Source organism: Bacillus sp. ABA4_010 (assembly GCF_056159105.1).
Map to the genome: position 1 here is coordinate 2,516,674 of NZ_JBSWUN010000003.1, position 20,175 is coordinate 2,536,848.

At 41.1% G+C, this 20,175-nt stretch carries 19 protein-coding genes and 1 pseudogene; 2 read left to right on the top strand and 18 right to left on the bottom strand.

What is annotated here, in order from left to right; translation table 11 throughout:
* Nucleotides 1–64 precede the first annotated feature (64 nt).
* The 13 genes from cydC to ACXAEO_RS13775 all read right to left on the bottom strand — a co-directional run bounded on the left by cydC (nt 65) and on the right by ACXAEO_RS13775 (nt 14,304).
* The gene (gene cydC / locus ACXAEO_RS13715; RefSeq protein ID WP_474881940.1) at nt 65–1,798 is read right to left on the bottom strand and encodes a thiol reductant ABC exporter subunit CydC; all 1,734 of its coding nucleotides are present in this window, start codon (nt 1,796–1,798) and stop codon (nt 65–67) included.
* Between the two features lie 2 nt (nt 1,799–1,800).
* Complete coding sequence (cydD, locus tag ACXAEO_RS13720; RefSeq protein ID WP_474881944.1) at nt 1,801–3,516, bottom strand: thiol reductant ABC exporter subunit CydD; 1,716 nt, start codon at nt 3,514–3,516, stop codon at nt 1,801–1,803.
* Nucleotides 3,516–4,529 (bottom strand): cytochrome d ubiquinol oxidase subunit II, encoded by a 1,014-nt coding sequence (gene cydB / locus ACXAEO_RS13725; protein WP_474884156.1) that lies wholly within the window; start codon nt 4,527–4,529, stop codon nt 3,516–3,518. The genes cydD and cydB overlap by 1 nt, the downstream gene beginning before the upstream one ends.
* Nucleotides 4,526–5,923 carry a cytochrome ubiquinol oxidase subunit I gene (locus ACXAEO_RS13730; protein ID WP_474881947.1) on the bottom strand — a complete coding sequence of 466 codons (1,398 nt, stop codon included), beginning with the start codon at nt 5,921–5,923 and terminating at the stop codon, nt 4,526–4,528. The genes cydB and ACXAEO_RS13730 overlap by 4 nt, the downstream gene beginning before the upstream one ends.
* Before the next feature lie 288 nt (nt 5,924–6,211).
* Nucleotides 6,212–6,574 (bottom strand): Na-translocating system protein MpsC family protein, encoded by a 363-nt coding sequence (locus ACXAEO_RS13735; RefSeq protein ID WP_474884158.1) that lies wholly within the window; start codon nt 6,572–6,574, stop codon nt 6,212–6,214.
* Nucleotides 6,575–6,958: 384 nt separating this feature from the next.
* Nucleotides 6,959–7,957, bottom strand: a complete 999-nt coding sequence (locus ACXAEO_RS13740; RefSeq protein ID WP_474881949.1) for a histidinol phosphate phosphatase domain-containing protein — start codon at nt 7,955–7,957, stop codon at nt 6,959–6,961.
* Nucleotides 7,947–8,747, bottom strand: a complete 801-nt coding sequence (locus ACXAEO_RS13745) for a DeoR/GlpR family DNA-binding transcription regulator (protein ID WP_474881951.1) — start codon at nt 8,745–8,747, stop codon at nt 7,947–7,949. Before ACXAEO_RS13745 ends, ACXAEO_RS13740 begins: the two co-directional genes overlap by 11 nt.
* Nucleotides 8,744–9,748 (bottom strand): ABC transporter ATP-binding protein, encoded by a 1,005-nt coding sequence (locus ACXAEO_RS13750; RefSeq protein WP_474881953.1) that lies wholly within the window; start codon nt 9,746–9,748, stop codon nt 8,744–8,746. Before ACXAEO_RS13750 ends, ACXAEO_RS13745 begins: the two co-directional genes overlap by 4 nt.
* A 15-nt stretch (nt 9,749–9,763) precedes the next feature.
* Complete coding sequence (locus ACXAEO_RS13755) at nt 9,764–10,549, bottom strand: ABC transporter permease (RefSeq protein ID WP_474881955.1); 786 nt, start codon at nt 10,547–10,549, stop codon at nt 9,764–9,766.
* Nucleotides 10,546–11,355: an ABC transporter permease gene (locus ACXAEO_RS13760; protein ID WP_474884160.1), complete on the bottom strand. Its 810-nt coding sequence runs from the start codon at nt 11,353–11,355 to the stop codon at nt 10,546–10,548. The genes ACXAEO_RS13755 and ACXAEO_RS13760 overlap by 4 nt, the downstream gene beginning before the upstream one ends.
* Before the next feature lie 119 nt (nt 11,356–11,474).
* On the bottom strand, nt 11,475–12,299 hold the full coding sequence (locus ACXAEO_RS13765) for an alkaline phosphatase family protein (RefSeq protein ID WP_474881957.1): 825 nt from the start codon (nt 12,297–12,299) through the stop codon (nt 11,475–11,477).
* Complete coding sequence (locus ACXAEO_RS13770) at nt 12,289–13,392, bottom strand: ABC transporter substrate-binding protein (RefSeq protein ID WP_474881961.1); 1,104 nt, start codon at nt 13,390–13,392, stop codon at nt 12,289–12,291. Before ACXAEO_RS13770 ends, ACXAEO_RS13765 begins: the two co-directional genes overlap by 11 nt.
* A gap of 228 nt (nt 13,393–13,620) precedes the next feature.
* Nucleotides 13,621–14,304 carry a class I SAM-dependent methyltransferase gene (locus tag ACXAEO_RS13775; protein ID WP_474881964.1) on the bottom strand — a complete coding sequence of 228 codons (684 nt, stop codon included), beginning with the start codon at nt 14,302–14,304 and terminating at the stop codon, nt 13,621–13,623.
* 119 nt (nt 14,305–14,423) lie between these two features.
* Between ACXAEO_RS13775 and ACXAEO_RS13780 the strand changes: the two are divergent.
* A pseudogene (locus ACXAEO_RS13780) lies at nt 14,424–14,578 on the top strand (DUF3892 domain-containing protein); the annotation flags it as partial.
* Nucleotides 14,579–14,664: 86 nt separating this feature from the next.
* On the top strand, nt 14,665–14,817 hold the full coding sequence (locus ACXAEO_RS13785; protein ID WP_474881966.1) for a hypothetical protein: 153 nt from the start codon (nt 14,665–14,667) through the stop codon (nt 14,815–14,817).
* Between the two features lie 224 nt (nt 14,818–15,041).
* Here the strand turns inward: ACXAEO_RS13785 and ACXAEO_RS13790 are convergent, their stop codons facing one another.
* The 5 genes from ACXAEO_RS13790 to ACXAEO_RS13810 form a co-directional block, all read right to left on the bottom strand.
* Complete coding sequence (locus tag ACXAEO_RS13790) at nt 15,042–16,178, bottom strand: site-2 protease family protein (protein WP_474881968.1); 1,137 nt, start codon at nt 16,176–16,178, stop codon at nt 15,042–15,044.
* A gap of 251 nt (nt 16,179–16,429) precedes the next feature.
* On the bottom strand, nt 16,430–16,708 hold the full coding sequence (locus tag ACXAEO_RS13795; RefSeq protein ID WP_474881970.1) for a YokU family protein: 279 nt from the start codon (nt 16,706–16,708) through the stop codon (nt 16,430–16,432).
* 2 nt (nt 16,709–16,710) lie between these two features.
* A complete protein-coding gene (gene kamA / locus ACXAEO_RS13800) occupies nt 16,711–18,120 on the bottom strand; it encodes a lysine 2,3-aminomutase (RefSeq protein ID WP_474884163.1) in 1,410 nt (469 codons plus the stop codon).
* Between the two features lie 58 nt (nt 18,121–18,178).
* Nucleotides 18,179–18,655 carry a GNAT family N-acetyltransferase gene (locus ACXAEO_RS13805; protein ID WP_474881973.1) on the bottom strand — a complete coding sequence of 159 codons (477 nt, stop codon included), beginning with the start codon at nt 18,653–18,655 and terminating at the stop codon, nt 18,179–18,181.
* Complete coding sequence (locus tag ACXAEO_RS13810) at nt 18,643–20,163, bottom strand: M81 family metallopeptidase (RefSeq protein ID WP_474881975.1); 1,521 nt, start codon at nt 20,161–20,163, stop codon at nt 18,643–18,645. Before ACXAEO_RS13810 ends, ACXAEO_RS13805 begins: the two co-directional genes overlap by 13 nt.
* Nucleotides 20,164–20,175: the final 12 nt, after the last annotated feature.

The window sequence follows — 20,175 nt, forward strand, 5'->3', positions numbered from 1 at the left end:
GATCGTTACAGAAGAAAAGCCGATGCGTACGCATCGGCTTCAATTGCTTACATAGCCCATTCCCTTAATAAAATGGACGGTCAAGCTGATAAAGGCGCTCATATCTTTCACTCGTGTTCAATAACTGGTCATGGGTGCCTTGCAGTACAATATTACCTTTTTCAAGAAAAACGACTTGATCGGTTAAATGGATGAAGGCTAAATGATGGGTAATCCATAAAACAGACTTATCTTTTAACGTATCAAAAATGGTCGTAATCAATTCTTTTTCCGTCAATGGATCAAGTCCAATGGTCGGTTCATCTAAAACAACAATCGGTGCATCTTGAAGCAAAATGCGGGCAAGAGCGATGCGCTGACGTTCACCGCCGGAAAAACGCATCCCGGTCTCATGCATCGGCGTCTCATACCCATCAGGAAGTGATTCAATGTAATCATGAAGCTTGACTTGCTTAGCAGCCCAATACACTTCTTCATCCGTCGCACTTGGTTTTCCTAATCGGATATTATTTCGAATCGTTGTATCAAATAAGTGTGGTTGCTGATTTAACACCGCCACCCAATTCGATATATCCTCACCCATTCTCTCAGTTGCCACTCCATTCATCGTAACGGCTCCGTCAGTTGGAGACAACACTCCCTCAATTAACTTTAAAATTGTCGTTTTTCCCGATCCGCTCGGTCCAAGCAAGGCGGTTTTTTCACCGTTCTTTAACGAAAAGGTTACTCGGTTAATAGTTGGATGGTCCTCATATTGAAAAGAGACATCGTGAAATTCCAGCATCGTTCCGTTTTCTTTTCTAAAAGTCTCTTTATAATAAGGGACTGGTGATTTTGAATTAACAGCTGACGACGATAAACGAGACAGTCGCTCCATCGAATCTTCATATGCTGGGATTTCACTGACGGCATCGGCCAGCGGTAAAAAAGCTTCTGTGAGCGGAAAAAGAATGAGAACGAATGCCGCAATAAGCGTATAGGCTAACTGACCAGAAGCACTTTCTCCAGCTGTCCACCAAAGCATCGTGACAACCATGAGTGCGACTACTCCTTGCGCCATTGAATTCCGCCATCTGACGAAGCGAGCACGTTTCAACTCTAAAAGTGACAGTTTATGCTCTTCTTGCTCATATTCGCTAATAAAATCCGATTGACGCCCACTAAACTGCCAATCACTTATTCCGAGCACCGCATCAGTTAACCGTCCGTATAAGTGGTGACGGCCGGCTTTTAGTTTTTTCACCTTTAATTTCGTCACAAGCAACGACACAAATGGAAATAAAAATAATAGTACTCCTGCATAAACGGCCATTACTAAAGCAAAAGGCCATGAGTAAAACCCAAGTGCCGTAATCGATAAAATATAAAGGAAAAGCCCAACAAGACCTGGAAAAACGGTTTTTAAATAAATGTCCTGAAGGCGTTCAATGTCATCTGCTAAAAGACCGAGCACATCGCCTGTTTTAAACGAAGAAAATGGCGACAACACTCGAGGTTCAATAAGCTCATACACTTTCAACCTCATTTTTGACAATATTTTCAAAGTCACATCATGACCGACTAACCTCTCCACATAGCGGGAAACAGCTCTGCTAATTCCAAACGTCCGAACCGCTACAATCGGAACATAAATCATTAATAAATTTTCCGGTCTGGTCGCAGCCTTTGAAATGAGAAAACCTGAAGTGAACATTAATGCAGCGGCGGCAGACACTGTAAACAGTCCCAATAAAATCACGAGCGTTAACAAGCGAGCATTTTCTTTTATATATGGAACAATCCATTCTTTTTCCTTCATTCTTAATCACCCATTTGTGTTTTGACCATCTCATAATAATGGCCTTTCTTGTTCATCAACTCACCATGTGTTCCCTCTTCCACAATCTTTCCCTTCTTTAAAAAATAAATATAATCCATATCTAGCATCCAATGAAGTCGGTGCGTAGCGAGAAAGACGAGCTTTCCTGAAAAGAGAGACAGCATATTTTCCTTCAAATCATATTCTGTTTCTATATCAAGATGGGCCGTTGGTTCATCGAGCAAAAGAATCGGGCGATTTTCAAGAAAAGCGCGTGCAATCGCTACCCGCTGTGATTGCCCGCCACTAAGGGAACGCCCTCCCTCGCCAATTTGCGTTTGCAGACCGTTCGGCAGTTCGTTCAACAATTCCGATAAACCAGCTTGCTCTGCCGCCCAACGTACGTCTTCTTCCCGAGCATCAGGACTGTAAAATGTAATATTATGAAAAAGCGAACCTTGAAACAAATAGGGGTGCTGTGGAATGTAAATAAGCTGTTTTTGCCATTCTTCCTTTTGCAAATGAACAAATGATTGTCCCCCTAATTCAATCGTCCCTGAAACTGGCTCAACAAACCCGCCAATGACATCAATTAACGTCGATTTCCCCGCACCGCTCTCTCCAACAATTCCAATTTTTTTATAACCTTGTACAGACAAATCCACCCCATTTAGTGACGGATTCCCCTCTTTCTCATGTTGGACAACAATGGAAGCCAGTTTCATGTTTTCATGTTCGCCCCAATTTGGAATCGGCTTTTTCACTTCCTCTTTAAAGCGAGGCCTAGAGATAATTTCTAGCAGCTTTCTACCTGCCTCTTGACCGTTCAAGGTTGCATGGTAGTCGGCGCCAATCTCTCTTATCGGAAGAAAATATTCTGGCGCTAAAATTAAAATCGTCAAAGCTGGCGCAAGCATTAATTCTCCTTCCACTAATCGGAGCCCTAAAAACACCGCCACCGTCGCAACCGATAGCATCGTGAAAAAGTCCATCGCAAACGATGATAAAAACGCCACCTTCAATGTCCCGATTGTTGTTTTTCGATATCGTTCACTCACATTGTTAATTTTTTCGGTATGAGAACGGCTGAGCCCTAAATATTTCAACGTTTCCAGTCCTCGAAGCGAATCAACGTAATGATTAGAAAGAATTCGGTACATGCTCCATTGCTTATCTGCTTTTTTCTTAGCTGCTAAGCCGAGTAAAATCATAAAGCTGACTAAAATAGGAACCGCTACCACTAAAATAATGGCTGATGTACGATCTTTTATAAAAATATACAAAACAATCATGACAGGAAGCACGAGCATATTCGCCATCTTTGGTAAAAACAACGTTACATATTGTTTAAATTGAGACACCCCTTCAAGTAGTAAGGTGACAATATTTCCTGTGCCCAGCTTTTTGGCTACACGCGGGCCCATGTAAAAAAGGCTGTCAAGAACTCTTTTACGCAGGTCCGCTCCTATGTTCACAGCATATCGATAGACGATTTTCTGCTTCAAATGATGAATCGCATAGCGCACAAGAAACGCAAGAAAGAAGAACAAAATAGCACGAGAAACATCTTCTAGAGATCCTTGATGAAACAGATGTGTGACTACATCTGCAAGCCAAATGGCTTGCAGAATGATAGACACCCCTTGAACAATGGTCAATACGATAAGAACCATCAGCATGGTTGTCATGCCGCTGTATTGAAATAATTGTTTACCCATTAATAAATCATGTCCTTCCCGTCGACACGCTTACGAAATACGTAATAACTCCAAATTTGATAACCAAGCACGAACGGCAGCAGCGTAAGAGCCGCAATGGTCATCACTTTCAGCGAGTAAGGACCTGATGCCGCATTGTACACTGTTAAATCATACATACTGTCAAGTGAACTAATCATGACACGAGGAAACAGACCAGCAAAAATCATACCGACCGTTAACGCAATTCCGGCTCCACTCATTCCAAATGCCCAGCCGTCACGCTGTTTTTTCAATAAGAGGATTGTTAGCACATAGCACCCAACGATTAAGCCAACCATCGGCAAAGTCACTGCGCCTCTATACGTAAACAAATCTGTTTCCATATAAGAAAACCCGACAAACGCAACAAGTGAAGCGAGCACAGGATATACGATTTTCCCTGCCAACTGCTGTGCTCGTCTTTGTAAATCACCGACTGTACGCAATGTAAGGAACAAGAGTCCATGAAAGAAGCATAACAGCGTAACGGTCACGCCTCCTGCCACTGAATACACATTGACATAATCCGTAAAACCGGCTCTCAATGTCATCGAATCATCAATTGGCATTCCTTTCAGAAGACTTGAAAACAAGACACCAAACAAAAACGGCGGCAAAATGCTTCCAAAGAAAATCACCCAATCCCATGTTCTCGTCCATGTTTCATTGTGAACCTTCCCTCTAAATTCAAAAGAGACCCCTCGACCAATCAAAGCAAGAAGAACAAAAACAAATGGAATATAATAACCACTAAACATCGTCGCATACCAGTGAGGAAAAGCAGCAAAAATGGCCCCTCCTCCTGTCAATAACCACACTTCATTCGCATCCCAGAAAGGACCGATTGTATTAATGAGAATGCGACGTTCCATGTCGTTTTTCGCTAAAAGCTGACCGGCCATTCCCACTCCAAAGTCAAAGCCTTCCAGAAAGAAAAATCCGATAAATAAAACGGCCACTAATATAAACCAAAGCTCACTCAATTCCATTATTGAAAGACCTCCTTATCAAACGGATCAACAGACACGTTCATATCGTTTACAGCATAATGATACTCGGTTCCCTTTTTAATTTCTCGGATAAATAAGTACACAAGTACGATGGCTAAAACTAAATAAGCAGTCGTAAACGCAATAAATGAAAATAACAGTGATTGAACAGACACGTTCGGTGAGATGGAAGCAGATGTTGTCATCAGTCCAAACACCGTCCATGGCTGACGGCCAATTTCTGTCATAATCCAGCCTGCGGTATTCGCGAGAAACGGGAAAGAGATAAGGGCTACCATCATTTTTAAAAAGATATTCTTTTCCATTAATGTTTCACGGAAATTGAACCAAATCCCCATCATGGCAACTAAAATCATCACAAGCCCTGCGCCAACCATAATTCGGAAGCTCCAAAAGGTGGTTTTTACCGGCGGTATGTAGTTTCCTTCACCATATTTTTCTTCATATTCCTTTTGGAGCGTGAGCATCCCTGGAACTTCTCCCGAAAATTTCTCATACGCCAAATAACTCAACGCATAAGGAACGGTTAGTTCAAATTTATTTTTTTGATTTTCCACATCAATTCCAGCAATAATAGTCCAACCTGCCGGATCGCCGCTATCTTCCCATAAAGCTTCGCTTGCTGCCATTTTCATTGGCTGTGACTCCATTAAATGCTGTGCTTGCGAATGACCGCTGAAAGCTACACCCAATCCAGCAATTAACGCGACTACCATCGCCATATTAAAGGATTTATTGAAAAACTCAACCTCTTGCTTTCTTAATAGTTTATAGGCACTTACTCCACCGATAAAGAACGCACCGGTCGCTAACGCTCCAAAAATAACGTGCGGAAATTCCACTAGTAGCTGCGGGTTTTTTAATAATGCAAAAAAGTCAGTCATTTCTGCTCGGCCGTTTCTCATCACAAATCCTACGGGCTCTTGCATAAAAGAATTGGCTGCTAAAATCCAAAGAGCGGACAGCATCGTACCGAACGATACAAGCCAAATACACATTAAATGAACCTTTTTCGATAATCGATCCCAGCCGAAAATCCATAACCCAATAAACGTAGACTCCATGAAAAAGGCAAGCAATGCTTCAATAGCCAGCGGGGCTCCAAATACATCTCCAACAAACCGAGAATACTCAGACCAGTTCATTCCAAACTGAAATTCTTGGATAATCCCTGTCACGATCCCTACTGCAAAGTTAATTAAGAATAAATGCCCCCAAAATTTGGCCATTTTCTTGTAAATCTCTTGTTTTTTCACGACATAGAACGTTTCCATTAAAGCAACCATAAATACGAGCCCGATGGACATCGGCACGAATAAAAAATGGAAAATCGTCGTCGCCCCAAATTGAAGCCTTGCTAAAAATAGTTCTGTCATAAATATCCCCCCTAAACATATCATCATGTCATCTGATGACTTGAGTGATTGTTCACCACTTCACAAGTATATTGTAACGAATAACACTAGTTCCTTCCGACTTATTGTTTGACTAATCTGTGACTTTTGTATAACTAATTTGTGACAACTCAAGTAAACGTAAAAGCTTGTCAAGGATAGCTGAACTGAACAAAAGATGAAAAGACTGACTACCATCTCTGTACACAAAAGAAGTGCCCTTTGAAAAAAAACAAATTTTTCAAACAGCACTTCTTGCAACAGTCACTTTTAAAATTTCTTCTCCAGCTCTTCCTCTAGTTTAAACACCATAATACGTTCGCCGGTTTTTGTACTGATATCCGTATGAAAGCTCTTCACTTCCACTCCAGTAATGTTAAAAATAATCTTTTGTAAATCTTCTATTCCTAATTCAATCAAATCCGAACGAACTTTTTTGATTGATAGAATTCCTTCTTTCGTTTCACAAAGCGAGTATTCCGCAGGTGTTAAAATACCACGCAAACTGACGATAATCATATCGCGTAAAATATCTGCCTTAACCGATACAGACCCTCGTCCAAGAAAATCTTTTTCCCATTGGGTCAAAGCCTTGCTTATTTCCGCTTCAATTGTTCCTTTCGATTTGCTCATCATCGTTACTTCCCCCTAACAAAAAAGCAGTATATTTCCCGTCTATATTTCACTTCATGATTCGACACCGCTTTATTTAATGGAAGGGCGTTTGCAAGAGGCTCTTCACACCTCCTGAATAATCATTCAAAGGTTAGAAAGTTTGACATCACTATCTTACGTCATATCGGGCTTTCTAAATCAGTCGATATAGTTACCTAATCAAGAAATATACCAGTATTAGCTTAAACTCCACTATAAACTTCAACTAACAGGGAAGTCAATGCTTGACAGCAGGCAAATCAAAAGTACACGCCAAACCGTACACTACTTGTCTTCTTGTACCAATCAGGTTGCAGCAATATTTCCTTTTGCTTTTATTCTCTCGTAAATAGTACTACATCTTCATTCCATCATTTTCATGATTCGCCTTCTTCTTTCAAAAGTGGCCACTTCTTTTACACCTAACTGTTTTAACATCGCTGCATGTTCAGCTACATACTTCCCTAAATCATCTGGAAAATGAGAGTCCGATGATAAAGTGATCGGCACACCTTTTTGAAGAAGCTTTTCTAAAAATAATGGACTCGGACACATTTCTTTAATTGGATAGCGATAAAATAGACCCGCATTGATTTCAGTCGCCGTATTGGTTTCCATTAAAGCTTTTGCTATTCTTTCATAATGTGACACTAGCAAACTTTCATTTGGGCGATACTTAAATACTTTCAAGTTATCTAAGTGTGCAACAAAATCAAATAGCTGTGAACGAATCGCTTGTTCCACTGTTGAGAAAAAATGGCTATAAAGTGCAAGAAGGTCATATTCTTCAAACTTCTCTTTTGCTTCCGGATTATCAAATCCCCAGCCGTTAATAAAATGAACGGAACCAATGACGTAGTCCCAATCATACGGTGCCAGCAGCTCTTTTAACTGTTCTTCTCCCCCAACGAAATAATCCGCTTCAATACCGACACGTAAAGTGACACCTTTTTGCTTCCATTTTTCTTTTAAGTGTTCAATCGTATCAAAAAAATCAGCCATCGTTTCAGTCATAACATGCTCGAGCCACTTTCGTTGCATCTGACCGAGCTCGCTGTCATCTAAGGTCATAAACTGTTCGAAATACGTTCTCGTTTCTTTAAATCGATACAAATGATCAACAAACCCGACTTCTTTTATCCCCTTACGAAGCGCTTCTTCTAAATAAAGATCGAGCCATTCCTCTGAATAACACCCTCGGTCCATTCGCTTGTACAGCCTTTCAACCGCTTGCTTTAACCATTTTCGTGAATGTTTCGGTTCAGTTGGAGAAGTGAAATGCTCGTATGCTTCATGTGTTCGTGTTAGCCACCCCATTGAGTAAGGCCCTTCTTCTAGGTGAATATGGTAATCAACTTTCATGTTCCATTTCCTCCGCACATATCCATGTTAATTCGTTTGCTTCAGCAATCGTTGCCCATCTTTCTGTACACACTTTGTCACAAATAATCGCAGAAAACTCTGTAAGAGGTGCAATCATACAAAATGAATCTGTATCGAGTTTTGAATAATCCGCCAAAATGAACGACTCCCTCGCTACTTGAATCATTTTCTTTGACACTTGCACTTCCTCTATATCTGTATCACTTACACCTTGCTCTGTAATCCCGACACATGAAATGAACGCTTTATCTACCCGAAATTGTGACAACATCTCACACGTTATAGACCCTGTGAATGATTGCTGTTGTTCACTCAACGTTCCACCAAGCACTACGACCTTCCCGTCAAATTTATTTTGATCGAGAGATTGACAAAGGACGTTGGCAACCGCTAACGAATTTGTAATAATTTTGAGGTCGTGTTTTCCTTCAATGGCAGCTGCTAGTTCCACTGTTGTTGTTCCGACATCAATGGCAATTATATCGCCATCTTCAATGAGCATTGCCGCACGCTCACCAATTTTTCTCTTCTCTTCATGCTTGATTGTTCTCTTTTTTTCAAAAGAAGGTTCATGGGATTGATACGTATATGGAATGGCTCCGCCATGTATTCGTTTTAATAGCTTTTGTTCTTCAAGAAAGGTCAAGTCTTTTCGAATCGTTTCAGGCGTAACATCTAAACTTTGGGCAAGGTGGTTGACATAAATCTTTCCATGCTCTTGTAGCAACTGTAAAATTTCATGTCGTCTCTCTTCAGAAGATAACATCATCGTAATGTCACCACATCCTTTGGATTTATATAAAACTGCTGTACATCTCCTTGCTTCATGAGGCCATGCGTACTGTGCAGCTCCTCCACCTTTAAACGGACATCGCCGCACGCTGTTTCATATTCCATAATGTTTCCAAGCACAGACACACTGACCACTTTTCCTGTTACTGTTAAAAAGGCATCTTGTTTTTGACGGCTAATCACTTCAGGACGCAATGCAAACAGTTCCCCCTTAAATGAAGACTGAGAACCAAAAAGCTCTGCTACATCATTTTTCGTTAATACATTGTAGTTCCCCATAAAACGCGCAACAAACTCGCTGTTTGGTTTTGTATATAATTCATGCGGTGTCCCAGCTTGTGCGATTTGACCTCCGTTCATAATGTAAATGCGGTCTGAAATCGCCATCGCCTCTTCTTGGTCATGCGTCACAAAAATCGTCGTCATGTTTAATTCCTTCTGAATGTTTCGTAATTGTGTTTGCAAGCTTTTACGAATTTGTGCATCAAGTGCACTTAACGGTTCATCCAGTAATAATACTTTTGGCTCCACGACTAATGAACGGGCAAGTGCCACCCTTTGTTGCTGCCCCCCTGACAATTGCCGCGGATATGACTGCTCTTTTCCTTTCAGCCCAACAAGCTCTACCATGTTTTTCACTTTTTCTTTTATAACATCCCGTTTCAACTTTTTCATCTTTAAACCGAACGCGATATTATCAAAAACCGTCATGTTTGGAAATAATGCATACGATTGAAACACCATGCCAACTTCACGTTCTTTCGGCTCCAATCTTGTCACGTCTTTTCCATCAATGGCAATCGTGCCACTCTCTGGAATCATTAAACCGGCAATTGTTCGAAGCAGTGTCGATTTTCCGCATCCGCTCGGTCCTAAAAGCGTAATAAGTTCTCCTTTTTCAATCGATAAATCCAGTTCTTTTAATACTTTTTGTTCGTGAAAAGAATGAGACACTTGCTGAACTGTTAAATAACTCATCTGTACGATATCCTCCTAGCTAATATGTCGCTCTCTTTTTTTGTTCATCATGACTATGACACTTCCTAAAATAGCAAGAAGTAAGAAATAAGAAACCGCAATCGCACTAGATAAATGACCACTCTCGGACATGCGGCGGTATAAATAAATTTGGATTGTTTCAAAATGGCCGCCTACAAGTAAATTTGTCAGTACAAATTCACCAAATAAAATCGAAAACGATAGCAGTGACGAGACGAAAATTCCTGGTAGAATATTTGGAACAATAACTTTCCAAAACGCCTGCGACTTTGTCGCGCCGAGCAATTCAGCGGCATCTACTAATACCTTTCCTTGTACAGCCCGCAAACTATTTCGAATCCCTTGATACATAAACGGCAAGATGGATACGAAATAGGAACCGACTAATACCACGAGCATCGGTACAGGTCCTCCTGAATAAGCTCGGATTAACCCTACCGCCGCAACAACGCCTGGAATGGCATACGGAAGCATTACGAGGATTTGAAGAGTTTTTTCATAGCGAGGAAGATACACGATGACTGTAAATACAGCCGGTACCATAATAAAAATGGCTAATACCATTGTTCCAATAGTTAGGATAAGTGTTCGTACTAACGAATCAATGAAGCGCGGATCGCTGTACAATTGGACAAACCATTTGAATGTCAACCCTTCTGGCAAAATGGTTGTATTCCATTTTGTCGAAAGTGCATAAAGCAATGTGGCAGCAAGGGGTAAAAACAAATAGGCCATCACTACTCCTATGACAACTTGATGTCCGTTTACTCGACGATTCATTGTAAATCTCTCCTCACTTTTTTCATGAGCCATTCATTCACAATTAAGGCGAATGTCATGGTGACTCCTAATAACACCGCCAGCGCGCTCCCGAGTTCAGGCTGTGCGAAAATATCACCTGAAACGAGCGCCCCAATTCGAATTGGAACTAAATTAAAACTGCTTCCAACAAGTGCATAAGCCGTTGCATACGCTCCCATCGCATTCGCAAACAAAGTGCTAAACGTTCCAGCCACACCTGGCAAGATGAACGGAAGACCAATTTTCACCCAAAACTGCCATGTTGAAGCCCCTAATAAATGGGCAGCTTGTTTCCATTCCTCTGCAATTCCGTGATAAATGGGATAAAGCAGCATGATGCCCATTGGAATTTGAAAATACACATAAAGAAGAATAAGACCGCTCCAAGAATATAAATTGAACTCATTAAAAATATCGATTCCTAATTCATGAAACAAAATCGTAAACAATCCGCTGTTTCCAAGAAGAACAATGTAAGCAAAGGCTAATGGAACACCAGAGAAATTGGAGGTCATGTTCATCAGCATTAACACACGTTTTTGGGTGGCTATCTTTAATTTTGTAATCGAATAAGCCGCCATAATTGATACAATAATTCCAATAACACTGGCACTCAACGAAATAAGTATACTGTTTTTAATCGCTTGATAATAATACGCATTTGTCATAATCTCTTTGTATTGCCCAATCGTCCATGCTCCGCCCCCTGTTTTTGTGAAGCTCCCTGCAATCATGGCCAACAGCGGAACAAATAAAAAAGCACCAAGTAATGCAGCCATTGGCATAATCGATAAAATGACGAAACGGTTTTTCGCTGCGTTCAATTTCTTAACACCCTCTCTATCCAAAGCGTCCCGACATCCTAACAGATGCAAGGACGCTTCATTTCAATAATTCAATGCTTTTAATCTTTTAATCCAGGCAAATAGAGTGGATGCATCTTGCTCGATGGTTCAATGTTTAATAGATGACAAACAAGCGGTGCGACCATTAATTGCGGTACTTCTTCTTCGTAAATGCCCGGTGCTACTTTATTCGATACGATGAAAAGCGGAACATTGCGCACATCATCATTCATCCCGCCGTGCTGACCATCATCGTTCATCCCATGATCGGCTGTAATGATTACTTGATAGCCCTTTTCAAGCCATTTAGGCATAATATTTGCTAAAATGACATCTGCTTGAATCGCACTTGTTCGGTATTGCGGTGAGTTTGCTGTATGCTTATGTCCTTCATCATCAATATTCATGGAATGAATATAAAGGAAATCCGGATGAATCGTTTCTAATAAATGATGACCGTCTGCAAACAAATGCGTATCTGGATAATGATCTTCCCAATAGAAGATTCCATGCTGAATAGGCATATCCGAATTATGCTGAATGCGATCTTCATATGGATTAAATGGTGCTTTATTATACAACTCGCTTACCCAAGAGTACGAAGCCGTTGCATTTGTTAATCCGTTTTGCTTTGTTAAGTGAAAAATGCTTTCTTCTGTTGATAACCGAACGACACTATTTGATGTAATGCCATTTTCAATTGGAGGTGTTCCTGTCAGTAGCACTTCATAAAGCGGTCTAGACATACTCGGTACTTCTGACTTCACTTTATAGCGAGCGGCTGCTCCCTTTTCAACAAGATGGCCTAAATAGCCCATTTGTTCAATCGCCGTGTCATAGCGAAGGCCATCCAGCATGACCATAATTACACGATTAGTTGACATGAATAAGCACCTTCTCCTGCCATAATTGTGGCAATCTCTTCGTTGTTTCTTCCCATACTTTGAAGTCGCCTACCGGTTTGGCGTTTTCATACATTTCGTTTGGAAGAAGCTTGCTTTTTGCATCTTCTGGAAGCTCTACGTTGTCACGAATTGGGCGTGCATATCCACGTGCTAAGTTTGCTTGCCCTTCATCTGATAAAATGTATTCACGTGCCAGCATGGCCGCATGCGGGTGTTTCGCGTGCTTGTTAATAACCGTTGCATATCCGCTCATTACAGATGCTTCTTCCGGAATGCTTACTTCAAAACGGTTTTTATCAATTTGGTCACGATAATTCAACGCATTGAAATCCCATATAACTGCTACATCAATTTCACCTTTTTCTAAATTTGCAACAGATGGATCCGTTGTCGAAAAACGTCCTTCCTTCGCCAGCTTCGCAAAGTATTCAAGACCAGGTTCAATGTTAGCTTCATCTCCGCCGTTTGCCATCGCCGCAGCTAATACACTAAATTGTGACTGTGCACCTTTCATAACGTCGCCAATCGCTACTTTATAATCGCCGTTCGCTAACTCTTCCCAAGATGTTGGCACATCTTTTACATTGTTTTTATCGGTTATAAAAGCAATGGTTCCTTGGTAGCCAACAATCCAGTCCCCATCATCATCTTTTGCCCATTCTGGAATTTCGTCCCAATAAGATGTTTTATATGGCAACGTTAACTCTTTTTCCTCTGCAAGCGGTCCGAAGTTCACACCAACATCTCCAATATCCGCTGTTGCATTTTCACCTTCTGCCTCAAACTTCGCTAACTCTTCTGCGCTCGACATATCTGTATCTTGATGCTTTAAGCCGTATTTCGTATTCAAATCGTTCCATGTTTGTCCCCAGTTTGCCCACGAATCTGGCATACCGACACTCGCAACTTCGCCTTCTTCTTTCGCTTTTTGAGTAATTTCTTCTAATGAAAGCTGTACTGCTGGTTTTGTTCCTTCTTCGTTTGACGTTGTTTCTGTTTGTGAACAAGCCGTAAATAAAGATAACGATAAAACCCCAACTAATGTACTTTTTGCGAGAACATGTAATGTCATTGTTTCTCCTCCGTTTTTTTGTTTTAGTTTTATTTAGTTTTGTTTCACATGTATAAATATATAAAACAAAAGTTAAACCAAAATGAACTACATGTAAACTTTCATTAACTTCATGTAAATTTCATGTAAACGAAAAAAAGAGATTTCCTCCCCGTACAAAGTGTACGTTATGGAGAAAATCTCTAATCAAATGCGAATCCTTTCTTTTATACTACATGACTTGTTTCGTCAGCTTGATGTCTTTTGCAACATAAATACCCACATAAATGTTAATGATTGCTGCAACTCCTTTGATAAGTTCGCGAGCATGTTCTCATCGACTCCTCGCTTATACACACCATGGCCTCCAACCACTTCCCAGCCATTTTCTTCCGCCAATCGCTCGAATTCCCATGGCATCATTGTATTCATGATAACCTTTTCTCCGTAAAGGCGGCGATAGCTGTTCACTCGAGGATGCGCCGTCGGTCCTAAAATTCCCGCGCATACATGGCCCTTTTCTTTCACAATTCGTTTTAATTCATTCAAAGCGTCAATCGGTTTTTCCGTCCATTCCAACGAATTAATCGCCATTACGGCATCAACAGAGCTAGACTGAAACGGAAGATTCGTCAAATCCCCCTGTACAAACGTTAAAGAATCGGCCTTCATGTTAGCTTTCGCTTTTTCAATCATTTCATCTGACAAATCGACACCTGTCACGACATATTGTTCCTTTGCCAATAAATATGAACCAAATCCATCTCCGCATCCTGCATCTACCATCATGCTTCCTTGTTTGATGTATGGTTTCAAAAACGGGATGATGGTCTTTCGGCTTCCTTCCGTCCACATCTCTTGACTGTTTTTCGCCCAAAAATCAGCTCGGCCATCCCATTGTTTTTTCGCTTCCTTATGCCATTCAAACTTCATCCTTGTCAACTCCTTTCTTATTTTTCATCTATTCGCTCCTACTCTCTTCAAACCCTTTTCATGCATAATTTTACCGCGAACACCTCAACCTAATGTAGAACAGGAGGGGATGACGTTGGATGAAAAAAACCTTTATTGCCGTGCAAAAAAAGGCCGATAGTGATTTACAGCAATTTAAAACATCTTCAGGACGAATTCTATCGTATGATAAAGCACTGGAGCAAGTTGAAGCCGGTTTGATTGAAGGTGTCAATACATTTACAGGCAGGATGGGGAAACATACATCCGCAGTAATCCAGATCATGATCGTTCCAATAACTTAGATGCTTTGCCTACTTTTGAAGAGGAGTGAAACAAACGATGACGAAAAAATATAACCGCGGAAGTCAAAATCAAAGCAACCCAAAGCTCCAGCACCAATTAGTCGAAATGGGAGCCGAAATTACAAGCGGAGATAACAGTAAAGGGAATAAGCATAATAAAGATCAAAATGATAAAACAGAGAAAAAGTAAGGCTACATCTCCCTTTTCAGACCGCCTCAGCAAAATGAACGGTTAACTTGATAATCTTTCATGTTAACCGTTCATTTTATAATAAGAAAGAAAAGACACCCTTCCTTCATTTGGGAAAGGATTGAATTACTCCAATTGTTAAAAAGGACCTGTCATTGGAATAGCATACAAGTACACTTTCCCATGACAGGTCCCTCATCAGCTTAATAGCTTATTTAAAATGGTTAGCTTATAAATGGTCCTGCTTCCGTCATGATATTCGTTCCGTACAGATAAAATCCTCCTAATATGACAAGCAGTAATAAATAAGCAAGTAAACCAAGCCATTTCTCTTTTGGCGTTGTTAAATAATACGTTTTGAGCTTCTCGATTTTTTTCTTTCTTTCTTCTATCTCTTGCTGGGTTTGAATCATTTCTTCGTAATCTTTTTCCCACTCATTTTCATTTTCTAATACACGAATCAGCTGTTGATACTGTTCATGTTGGAATTGCAAACGTGCTTTTTCTTTCTTCTTTTCATCTTGAATGAATGGAATATGGAAGGATTTCACCTTTTCAGCTTGAAGCTGAACTTGTTTTCGTTTTAATCGATAAGCAGCCCACATTCGGCCTTTATACTCGTTCCATTCTTCTGAACGAACAGGTTCATACATACTTTTCGTTTGTTCCATACGTGCATAGACAGATTGAATTTCTGCCAACACCGTTAACTCTTCTTCCGTAACAGCTCGTTCATAATTTTCTCGTACACGCTGCCACCACGTAATGAGTCCAACGATAAAAATTAAAACTAAAATAGCGCTCGGGTCGAGAATCATGAGTGGAATTAATGCTAAAAGTCCAACAAACCATATTTTCGTAGATAAGACAGTCACAATCCGTCCTCCATCCAGCGGAGAGATTGGAAGAAGGTTAAAGAGATTCAGCAACGCGCCTAATCCGACAACCATCGCCCAAAATGGATCTTCTGTCCACATATAAAGCGGTACCGCCGGCAAAAATGAAAGCAAGCCGAATAACGGTCCCCCATATGCAATATAAGCTTCATCTTTTGCATTTTTAGGGAGTTCCTTCATGCCAATGACCGCTCCCATAAACGGAATAAAGACAGCCGGAGATGTGGCAATGCCTTTTCGCTTCGCCGCGACTAAATGCCCCATTTCATGCACAAATAAAAGATAAATAAGGGCAACCCCAAATTTCCACCCATACAGCATCGCATATGCACCAAACGAGAGGAGCATGGAAACGAGCGTTGATAGTTTAGCAAATTTAAAGAGTGCAAGCACCCATTTCAGCTTGCCAGCCAATAAAAACAGAATAGCCAAAAGGCCGGCAGCATTCTTTCGCAATACGGTCATATTTTTAAGCTTCCTTTCTATTTCTTTAAATATTTTACGGATGAATGGGTAGGAAAGTTTCAAAAATCGAAAAGCAAAGCAACTATATAAATCGATTTAGAACATTCGACATGACCAAAGAGCGGTCATGCCAAATTATTTACATGAACCTCTATGCATCCACTTAGGAGGTGTAAAGAACCGCTTGTGAATGAAATGTACATAATAAAAAAGTGAATCTCCCCTCTTATTAAGAAGGAAAATTCACTTTTTTACTGTGAAAAATCGAAATAATTTCGCTTCAACAAACGCGGAACAGCCATAAGCGTTTCGTACGTCACGCTTTTTTCGAGTTTGGATGTATCAATTAAAAACAACTGATCTTCAATTTCTTTTACCGTATCATCGGTTTGATACGTCATCCCGCATTCCGAACAATGAATTGATGGTGTATCCTTAATCTCAATCGCTTTCGTTCCGTCCGGAAGCTCCCAATACACTGTGCTACTCGTTTCATCAGCCGTCTTGGATTCGCACCATTGGCAAGTCACTATTATTCCTCCTTTGCTCCTGCTGTTTCGTATTTATTCATTTGTGCTTGGAATTTCTTCTCTTTTAGTTCATCCCGCTTATCACGCTTATCTTTCAGCGAGCTGTGCTCTGGATTTTCATGATATGTTTTGCGTCGGTCTAAGCGCTTTAACCCTTCTGGGGTCAGATTGAATTTCGTATCGTCAATAATAGAAAGAACGCCAGTACTTTCAAATTTTTCGAAAACTTCTGGATAAACCTTTTTATAGTAATCTTCAGCACTGCCTGGTTGATAATTTTGCGGCTCCGGATAAGATGTGATAACACCTTCAAAATTGCGCAGTACAACCTTATTAGCACTTTGAGAAATAATATAGTTCGGCTGCAATGGAATTTTCCCGCCTCCTCCAGGCGCATCCACAATGAACGTCGGTACTGCGTAACCTGACGTATGGCCACGAAGCCCTTCCATAATTTCCAGCCCCTTTGAAATAGGTGCCCGAAAATGACCAATTCCTTCCGATAAATCACATTGATAAATATAGTATGGACGAACACGAATTTTGACGAGGTCATGCATCAATTGCTTCATAATTGGCACACTGTCATTGATGCCAGCTAGAATAACAGCTTGATTGCCGACTGGTACACCCGCATTAGCCAGCATTTCGCAGGCACGCTTTGATTCTTCTGTAATTTCAATGGATGTATTAAAATGTGTATTCAACCAAACTGGATGATATTTCTTCAAAATGTTGCAAAGGTTTTCGGTAATACGCTGAGGGAATACGACAGGTGCTCGTGTGCCGATGCGAATAATCTCAACATGCGGGATTTCACGCAAATTTTTTAAAATGTACTCTAAAATATTGTCATTAATTAACAAACCATCACCGCCTGAAATTAACACATCGCGAATTTGTGGGTTGGAAGCGATATAATTAATGGCTGTGTCCAATTGTTTCTTCGGTACACCCATCCCAATTTGTCCGGAAAAACGCCTTCTCGTACAGTAACGACAGTACATTGAACACTGATTTGTTACGAGAAACAACACGCGGTCTGGATAACGATGTGTTAAACCAGGTACTGGAGAATCTTCATCTTCATGAAGCGGATCTTCCAAGTCGTAGCGCGTTTTATGCAGCTCTTGTGAAATCGGGACCGATTGCATCCGAACCGGGCATCTCGAATCATCAGCATCCATTAACCATGCATAATATGGCGTAATATTTAAGGGGATTGTTTTTGTGGAGATTTTCACGCCTTCTTCTTCTTCCGACGTTAAATTGACGACTTTCTTCAAATCTTCCAAGTTTTTGATTGTATTCGTCAATTGCCAAACCCAATCATTCCACTGCTCGTCTGTAACGTCTTGCCATAATTCAATATCTTTCCAATGTTTTTTCGGTTTGTACAAATTATTTTTCATCATATACCCCTCCCAAATGTTGTGTTTCTCATCGTTTCTCCCATTTGTCTCTCTCTGTTTAAATAGTACGCTCCATATAATAGCGGTCTTCCCCTTCGCCAAACTCATTCTGTCTCGTCTCTACAATGGCAAATCCCATTTTTCCATACAGTTTAACAGCAGCTTGATTGGCAACATTGACCGTTAAGCATACTTTATGAAAACCGTCTTGCTTTAAGATGGGAAAAATGTCTTGCAAAAACAGTTTTCCAATTCCTTTTCCTTGTTGATCGGAGCGGACGTAAAATCCGAAAATGTATGCTTTATGAATATCGTGGTATGCCCGTAACAGTTCACAAATTGCTATCGGTCTTGGATCATTTTGTTGCCGATATTGAATAAGTTTTCCGTAGCGTGCCAATGGAACAAGTGTCTGTTCGTCTATCGCACCGATTCCTGGAAAGGCATCTTTTTCGAGCTCGATCATCATCTTTTGCTGCTCTGGAGTTAGTGAAGTCGGCACTTCTACATAATAAGCTTTATCTACCGTTCCCATGTTTCCATCCCCTCCTGTTCTGCCTTCCATTCACAATCATCTAACGGCCACATCGGCCTTGGAATATGACGATATGTAAATGTCGTCAAACGGTTCGACGCCACCCCTGGTGCATCCACGTAAATAATGCGGCCAACAATAGGTTCAAACGCCGCGCGAAAATGATTTTTCGCCTTCAATCCGAGAATTCTCTTTGTCGATGGCTCAAGACCAATGTGCCGAAACATTTCCGGATCATTCGCAGACATCGGCCTTCCAACTAGTAATACATCCATTTCACCAATCCGAATATGTGCCGCTCCCTTTAAATCAACTCGCAAATGCTGATTAAATGGACCCGAGTTATGAAAAATCCCGTCGGATAGCGCCACAACCGTTGCACGGACACGAACCGGTTTTCCGAACTCAGGCGATATTTTACCGCCAAGCGCTAGCTCAACCTCACTTCCTACTCCTGCTTGCTGGCAAGCTTCCATTGATTCTAGGTCATAAAGCCCGCCAAACAATGAATTCGGAATGTTCAGCTTTACCATCTCTCTCAACAACTCTGTTGTATCCCCGCTCCCGCAACTTAGCGGATTATCGGAAATATCTGCAAGCGCCACAGGTTTATCTGTTTCTGTTGCAAGCGCGAGAGCAAGTGCTTCTTTCACATTTGGCAAATCGATGATGAAGTCTTCTCGTACTTTCCAAAATGACGCCGCCAGCTTTTGAACCGTTTTCGCTCCTTTTACTGGGTCGAATGCAACGACGAGCACACTTGCTCCGACCATTGGAATATCCGAATATGGAAATCCGCCAAAAACGGACACATGACAAATTCCTTCGTCCTGTTCTTCGTACTTAGCGTGTTCCATCATTTTATGCATCGGTCCTTCTGCCGTTCTCATATTAATCGATGGCGGCATCATCGGAAGCTTTTCAAAAAAGGCATAATATTGAAGGCCAGTTTTAAGTCCATTGATTAACGCTTTTGCCGCATGAACGCCTTGCTCATACATGTCAACATGTGGATATGTTTTAAATCCGAAATGAAGGGGCGTATACTCAATCATTTTTCGACTGAGATTTGCATGCATATCCAACGTTGTCGCAATGGGCACATCAGGACCGATCAGTTCGCGGATTTTTCCAAGCAAATGTTCTTCTGGATCAAATAAATGTTCCACAACCATCGCACCATGCAAAGCAAGCAGTATCCCATCAAGTTTCCCTGCACCGCGAATGGCTGTGAGCATTTGCTCTTCGATACTGGTATAGGCCTCCGTTGAAACAATTCCCGATGGAATCGCGGCAGCACAGAGAAGCGGGACAATGGCCACATCCTTCTCTTTTGTCAGCACATCTAAAAAGCCGCCCACTTCCGTTTTCGTACCGGTGTAAACATCATAAATTTCATCACCTATAAAATATCCCTCATCCCGGAATTGCTCCATTTCTGTTTTCATTGGACTGAAACTGTGAGATTCATGGTAAAAGAACGCAATTCCTATACGATATGGCTTCATCAGTTCCTCTCC